This is a genomic window from Nonomuraea sp. MG754425 (assembly GCF_021699195.1).
Classification (GTDB): domain Bacteria; phylum Actinomycetota; class Actinomycetes; order Streptosporangiales; family Streptosporangiaceae; genus Nonomuraea.
The window spans coordinates 1-6,887 of sequence record NZ_SSXE01000313.1; the positions used below are offsets into that span (position 1 = coordinate 1).

General features: G+C 76.2%; 6 protein-coding genes. 1 reads left to right on the plus strand and 5 read right to left on the minus strand.

The genetic code is table 11. The annotated features are described in order from the left end of the window. The 4 genes from FAF44_RS51120 to FAF44_RS51135 form a co-directional block, all read right to left on the minus strand. Positions 1–1,250 (minus strand): hypothetical protein (locus FAF44_RS51120; protein WP_237110750.1); only part of this gene is annotated, 1,250 nt, incomplete at its 3' end. Continuing rightward, positions 1,247–3,703: a hypothetical protein gene (locus FAF44_RS51125; RefSeq protein ID WP_237110751.1), complete on the minus strand. Its 2,457-nt coding sequence runs from the start codon at positions 3,701–3,703 to the stop codon at positions 1,247–1,249. The genes FAF44_RS51120 and FAF44_RS51125, both read right to left, overlap by 4 nt. A 204-nt stretch (positions 3,704–3,907) precedes the next feature. After that, positions 3,908–4,534, minus strand: a complete 627-nt coding sequence (locus FAF44_RS51130) for a class I SAM-dependent methyltransferase (RefSeq protein ID WP_237110752.1) — start codon at positions 4,532–4,534, stop codon at positions 3,908–3,910. 36 nt (positions 4,535–4,570) lie between these two features. Then, complete coding sequence (locus tag FAF44_RS51135; protein ID WP_237110753.1) at positions 4,571–5,308, minus strand: chemotaxis protein CheB; 738 nt, start codon at positions 5,306–5,308, stop codon at positions 4,571–4,573. Positions 5,309–5,438: 130 nt separating this feature from the next. On the opposite strand from FAF44_RS51135, the gene FAF44_RS51140 reads away from it, so the two are divergent. After that, positions 5,439–5,972, plus strand: a complete 534-nt coding sequence (locus tag FAF44_RS51140; protein WP_237110754.1) for a TetR/AcrR family transcriptional regulator — start codon at positions 5,439–5,441, stop codon at positions 5,970–5,972. A 5-nt stretch (positions 5,973–5,977) separates the two neighbouring features. On the opposite strand, the gene FAF44_RS51145 is transcribed toward FAF44_RS51140, so the two are convergent. Further along, positions 5,978–6,887 (minus strand): nitrilase-related carbon-nitrogen hydrolase (locus tag FAF44_RS51145; protein WP_237110755.1); only part of this gene is annotated, 910 nt, incomplete at its 5' end.

The window sequence follows — 6,887 nt, forward strand, 5'->3', positions numbered from 1 at the left end:
GGGGGGTTCGGCTCGTCCGGGGCGGTGGCCGCGGCCTGGGCGAGCAGTTCGGGGATGTTGCCCGCGAAGTCGCCCAGCAGGGCGCGCGCCGAGCGCCAGGCGCGGACGTCGTCCCCCAGATGCTCCCGCACCAGCCCCGCCAGCGCCGCGGCGAACCGCTCCCACTCCCGGCCCGCCGCCGCGTCGCCCTCGGGCCGGACCCGCATCGCCTCCAGCACCGCCACGGCGGGAGCGGCCTCGGCGGCCAGCGCCGCGCCGTCCAGGCCCCGGCCCAGGCCGCGCCGGATCAGCGTCCGCACCGCCTTGGGCCGGCTGCGCCTGGCGCACGCCGCGGCCACCAGGCCCAGGTCCAGGCGGGCCGCGTGCTCGGCGACCGCCACCGGATGCCGGGCGTAGAGCAGGTCACGCAGCTCGGCGGGGCAGCCGGGATGCGCCGTCACGGCCGCGGAGGCGTCCTTGGGGAACGCCTTCCTGCGGGCGGCGGCGGTCAGCGCGGCCCAGTCCAGCGGCTCCCGCAGCGCGAGCGAGATCCCGTGACCGGGCAGGTCCCGCTGGGGCGGCGTGTACAGCTCCGCGACGAGCCCCTCGGAGCCCATGGCCCGCTCCGCCGCCGCACGCAGCGCGCCGGCGTCGTCCGCGTCGAGCACGGCGGACAGCACGCCGGCGACCTCCGGATCGAGCCGGTCGGCGGCGACGTCCGACAGCGGTTCCCCGCACTCGTGCAGGACGAGCAGCGCGTAGAGCTGGTCGGCGGCCGACAGCCGGTCCTGACGGCCGAGCATCGCCCGCGCCTGCCGCGCCGCCTCGCCCGGCCCGGCGGCGGCGAGGACCCGGCGGCGCAGCCGGAAGCTCCATCCGAAGGCCCCTTGCGTGTGCGCCCGGTCGGCGACGTCGGGGTGCCCGGTGTCGGCCAGCCGTTCCGCCACGCCGGCGCGGCTCAGCAGGCGGCGGTCCATCAGCGGGCGCACCAGCGGCGTGACGTCGCCCGTCAGCGCCAGTTCCGCGATCCGGTCCAGCATGGCGGGCTCGCCGCAGACCCGGTCGTTCTTGAGGACGGCCTCCAGGAAACGGGGCTCGCGCAGCGCCAGCGCGTCCTCCAGCAGCCTGGCCGGGATCGCCCGGCCCTGCCGGAGCTCCTCCTCCAGCAGGCCGGGGACACCCGACAGGGGCCGGGACCAGTCGGCCACGTCGGCGGCCTCGACCAGCGGCCGGGCGTCGCGGAAAGACGGATCGAGGTCCGGGCGGCTCATCGCGCCCCCATCCCGACGCCGGACGCCGTGGCCGCGGTACGGAACAGCTCGGCCACCGAGCCGGAGAAGTCGGGCAGCATGCGCAGGGCCAGCACCCAGGACTCCGGGGCGGGGTCGAGGCAGGCGCGGACCAGCGGCGTCAACAGGTCCCGCAACTCCTCGCCGCCCCAGAGCTGGAGCACGGAACGGGCCGGTCGCGCGTGCTCCAGCACGTCGTCCCAGGTGAGGTCACCGGTTCTGATCGCGTGCTCCGCCCAGGTGACCACGTCGGCGACGAGCCGTCTGTCGCGCAACAGGTCCCGGGGCGCGCTCCCCGCCGCCACGAGGGCGAGCAGTTCCGACGGAGCCCTGTCGTGGCCGTGCGCCTCCGCCTGGACCCGCAGCTCCTCGGGGCACTCGGGGATCTTGCCGAGCCCCTGCAGCGCCGGGCCGGGCAGCGGTTCCCGGGCGTGCTCGGCCAGGATCTCCGGCCAGTGCCACGGGTGGGCCTCCGCGAACAGCGCGGCCCCGGAGAAGTCCGTCGCGCGCAACTGGGCGACCTGCCAATCAGCCGTCTCGCCCTCGGCGACCCGCTCCCGCAGCTCGGCCAGCGCCGCCGCGCGGTCGTCGCGGGCCAGCAGCCTGGTGACGCGGGCGCGGACCTCCCTGCGGATGATCAGGCGGGTGTGGGAGACCGCCGCCGGCTCGTTGTCGAGCAGGTCGATCAGCGCCCGCACGCCGTGCCGCTCCCACAGGTTCAGCAACATCCGCAGTTGCGGGACGATGCCGCGGACCCGGACGTGGATCAGGATGTGGCGCTGCAGCTCCAGGTCGGCGCAGTCCACCGCGTCGCGGGCCCGCCAGCCGGCGGTGCGCTTCAGCAGCGCCTCGACCAGCTCCCGCGCCGGCGGCAGCGTTCCCGTCGTTCCCGTGCCGCCGGCGGGGCGTCCCGACAGCAGTTGCTCGCGCTGCGGTGCGGTGGCGCCGGCGCGCAGGAACAGGCGGGCGTTGACGGCCGGGTCGTTCAGGCGCATCAGCACGCCGATGGCCTCGGCGGTGAGCGAGCCGCGGGTCGCCAGCACCCGCACGTGGCGGGGGTCGGGCGAGGCCGTCGCGAGGTCGATCCACTCCGGACGCCACCGCCCGTGGCCGAACAGGTCGCAGACGGTGCGATCGTCCAGGTGCGGCAGCAGGGCCGGATGGGCGGCCGGGGGCGCGGCGTCCAGCAGGGCGAGGAAGGCCGAGCGCGCGCCGCTCACCGAGGCGGAACGCTCCGAGTCCGGCATGGCGGCCCCGCCCGGCCAGCCGTCCCCGGTCCGCCGGGCGGGGGAGCGGCCGGGCGGGGGCTCGCACAGCAGCTCGGTCACGGTGCCGCCGAAGCGCGGCAGCCGGGCGCGCGACGTCCGCCACGCCTCGACGTCCGCGCCCAGCCGGTCGCGCACCAGCGCGGACAGCGCCTCGCCCAGCTCCCGCCAGGCCGGGCCGGCGTCCCCGGGCGGCTGGCGCACCGCCTCCAGCACCGACGCGGCCGGCCGCGCCACCTCCAGGACCACGGCGACCGGTCCCGCCACCGGGGCCGTTCCCGGCGGGAAACCCTCGTCCAGCACGCGGCGGACCAGGACGGCCACCGCCTTCGCGGCGCGCGCCCCGCCGGGCGTGAGGGAGAACATCCCGGCGTCCACGCGGGCCGCGTGCGTCGCCACCGCCACCCCGTGCACGCCGTACAGGGCGGCGCGCACCGAATCCGGGCAGTCCGGACGCGCGGCCAGCGCGGCGGCGGCGACCTCGTCGAACGACCGGCCCACGGCCGTGACCCGGTCCCAGTCCACCGCGTCGCGCAGCGCCAGGTGCTGCGCGCGGTCCGGCAGCGCCGTGTCGAGCAGTTCCTCGACCAGCCCGTCCGTGCCCTCCGCCGTCCCGGACGCCTCCCGCAGCGGCCCGGCCTCGCCACGGGCGAGCGTCTCCCGCACGGCTCCGGCGGCTTCCGGACGCAGCCAGGACGCGTCCTCCAGCAGCCGCAGGGCGGCGAGGCCGCCGTCGAAGTCGTGCACGGTCAGCAGGGCGCGAAGCTGCTCCGCCCGCGTCAGCCGGCCGCGCGCCACGTCGAGCACGCTGCGCGCGACCCCCGGCAGCGGGCAGGCCACGGCGGCCCGCAACCGCTCCGGATCGGACGTCTTCAGCAGCGCCGTGACCACGCCGTCGGGCCCTTCCCAGTCCGTTCCCCGGGCGGCGGCCAGCACCTGGCGGCGGACACGCAGCGGCCACTCCCGCTGCCCGTGGCGGTCCAGGGCGAGGGCCGTCCGCGCGACCGCGGCGCTGCCGGTGGCGGCGAGCCGGTCGTGCAGGCCGGGCCGGTCGGCGAGCAGCCGCGCGTTGACGGACAGCAGGCCGAGCTGCTCGGGATCGCCGCCGGCCAGCACCGCATCGACGATCGCGGCGGGCAGCGGGGCGCCCCCGAGCGCGGGACGCAGCACGTCCGCGGCCGAGGCGAGCGGGTGGGTCCAGTCGGCCAGGGAGGAGACGCGCAGCGGGAGGAACAGCCGTTCGTTCGCACGTGATCCGAGTCGGTTCGGCCAGTTGTTGATGGAGGGCTCCGTGGATGCCAGGGTGACGGCTGGGACGAAGCCGGGTAGCGTACTTGATCTTCACGGGGCCGGTCAACGGAGCCCCTCGCCCGCTCAGCCGCGGCGGGTCAGGAGGTAGACCTGTTCGAAACCGCGTTTCGGGTCCTCACCCGGGGCGACGGCCATCCGGGCCACCTCGCGCAGCCCCATGCCGGCCAGCAGCCCGGCCACCCGGGCGGCCGAGTGGCGATAGGCGGGATAGGTCTGGTGGTCGTACGCCTCGGCCGGCCCGTCGCCGTCGTAGGAGGGGAAGCCGAGCAGCAGGTGGCCGCCGGGCGCGAGCACGCGGCGGAACTCGGCCAGGGCCTCGGCCAGCGGTTCCGGCGGGGTGTGGATGATCGACTGGTTGGCGACGACCCCGGCGAGGGAGCCGTCGGAGGCGTCGAGCGCCTCCATCGTCCCGATGTCGAAACGCAGCCCGGGATGGCCCTCGCGGGCGAGCGCGACCATCCGCGGCGACAGGTCCACGCCGTAGGCGTCCACGCCGAGGGCGCGCAGGTGGGCGGTGACGTGGCCGGGGCCGCAGCCCACGTCCGCCACCGGGCCGGCGTCGCGCACCAGGCCCGCGAAGACGGTGGTCATCGCGTGGTGCAGGGGATTCTCCCGGTAGCGGGCGGGGATCGACCCGGCGTAACGGGCGGCCATGGCGTCGTAGGCGGCGGCGAGGCCGGCGGGGATCATCGGGGACACCTCCGGCCGGACACTGTAGCGCCGCGCTCAGGCCGGGGCCACCAGGCCGACCAGCAGCGGGGCCACCTCGTCCAGCGGCACGACGTGGTCCACGACGGCGTCCCGCGCGCCGCACGCCTCGGGCATGTCGAAGAAGTCGCTGGTGGCGGCGTCGGTGGTGATCACGGTGCCGCCGAACCGGTGCACCGCCGTGGCTCCCGTCGCGCCGTCGTTGCCCTTGCCCGACAGGACGACCGCGATGGCGTCGGGCCCCGCGGCCAGGGCCAGCGTCACCAACAGCAGGTCCGCCGAGGGACGGGACGGCGGGAACGGCCCGGAGTCGATCAGGGACAGCCGCCGGTCCGCGCGCACCAGCAGGTGCCGTCCCGGCGGGGCGACCGACACGTGCCCGGGGACGAGCGGCTGACCGTCGCGGGCCGCCGCCACCGGCAGGCCGGTACGCCGGTCGAGGATCTCGGGCAGGTAGCTGTCGCGCTCCGGCGCGAGGTGCTGGAGCACGATCACCGCGGCGTCCAGGCCGGGCGGCAGCTTGGACAGGACCGCCGTGGTCGCGGCGAGCCCGCCGGCCGAGCACACGATCGCGACGACCGGGCGGCGTCCGAGGCGTGACGAGCCGATCTCGGACAGGCAGCTCTCGGACGGGCCGGGCTGGGACAGGCAGCTCTCGGACGGGCCGATCTCGGACAGGCAGCTCTCGGACGGGCCGGGCTGGGACAGGCGGGTCTCGGACGGGCCGGGCTTGAGCGGACCGGGCGCGGACACCATGGGTGACACCCCCCGCGAAAGAGTCCTCAGCCCCATGACACCGCAGGCCGGGCCCACACTGCTAGGCGGCAAATCCCCAAAAATCCTCCCTTATTCACCCGGCGCGCAGTGAGCGCACTCAGCGGACACCTTGAGCGGCGAAGGTCAGGCGAAGCGTGCCGCCGACCTGCTCGCAGCGCACGACCACGCGGCCGTCTCGATCGACGCCATCGCGCAGGCCGCCGGGGTCAGCAAGCACACGATCTACCGCTGGTGGCCGTCCAAGGGGGCGGTGCTGCTGGAGGCCATGGCCGAGCGGGCCAGGCAGCAGACGCCCGGCCTGGACACGGGCGTGTTCGCCGCCGACCTGGAGACCTTCCTGACCACCACCTTCCGCACCGCCGCCGAGGTCAGCGGTCTGCCGCGCGGCATCATGGCCGAGGCCCAGCGCGACCCGGTGGCCGCCGAGGGGCTGCGTCAGTTCACCACCGGCCGCCGGGACGAGCTGCGCGCCCTGCTCGCCCGTGGTCTCGCGCAGGGCGGGCTGCCCGCGGACAGCGACCTCGACCTGCTGGTGGACCAGGCGTTCGGACTGATGTGCCACCGCCTGCCGCTCGGCCACGCCCCGGTGGACGACGACGCGGCCCGCCGCCTGGCCCGTTCCCTCACCGGCGCTCCGCGCTGACCCGGTCAGCCTCCCGAGACGGCAGGGCGGGCCGACTCGTCCACGTGCAGGGCGAACACGTCCGGACGCGCGTAGTGGCCGACGGGGTCGAAGTCGAAGCGGGCGCGCGCGAGGTCGTCGAGGTCGAGCTCGGCGGTCAGAATGCCCTCGCCGTCGCGTAGCGGCCCCGCGAGGACCTCGCCGAGCGGCGAGACGATCATTGAACCGCCGCCGATCAGCACGGTGTCCGGCGCGTTCCCCTGGACGGGACGCAGGTCGGCGGGCAGGGCGTCGCCGCGCATGAACTGGTTGGCGCCGAGCACGAAGCAGCGGCCCTCCATGGCGATGTGCCGCATGGTGACCTGCCAGGTGTCGCGGTCGTCCACGGTCGGCGCGCACCACACCTCGACGCCCTTGGCGTACATCGCCGTGCGGAACAGCGGCATGAGGTTCTCCCAGCAGATGCCCGCGCCCAGGCGGGCGGTCCCGGTGTCGACGACGGGGAGGGTGGAGCCGTCGCCCTGGCCCCACAGGTAACGTTCCGCGGCGGTCGGCATGAGCTTGCGGTGCAGGCCCAGGTAGCCGTCAGGGCCGAAGAAGAGGGCGACGCAGTACAGCGTCCCGCCCTGGCGCTCGACCGCGCCGACGACGGCGTGGCAGCCGAGCTCGCCCGTGAGCGCGGCCAGGGCGGCGACCTCGGGCCCGCCGGGGACGTCGATGGCCGCGGCGTGGTAGCGCCGGAACAGCTCGCGGCCCGCCGGGGTGCGGCTGCCGACCGTGATGCCGAAGTCCAGGCCCTTGGGGTAGCCGCCGATGAACGCCTCGGGCAGGACCACGATCTCCGCCCCCCGGCCGGTGACCGCCTCGCGGATGAGTTCCTCGGCGCGGGCCAGTGCGGTCCTGGTGTCGAACAGCGGCGCGGACGCCTGGACGACG

Excerpts from the sequence above, each read along its gene's own strand:
- FAF44_RS51135 (WP_237110753.1), bottom strand. The coding sequence starts at position 5,308 with ATGGTGTCCGCGCCCGGTCCGCTCAAGCCCGGCCCGTCCGAGACCCGC.
- FAF44_RS51130 (WP_237110752.1), bottom strand. The coding sequence starts at position 4,534 with ATGATCCCCGCCGGCCTCGCCGCCGCCTACGACGCCATGGCCGCCCGT.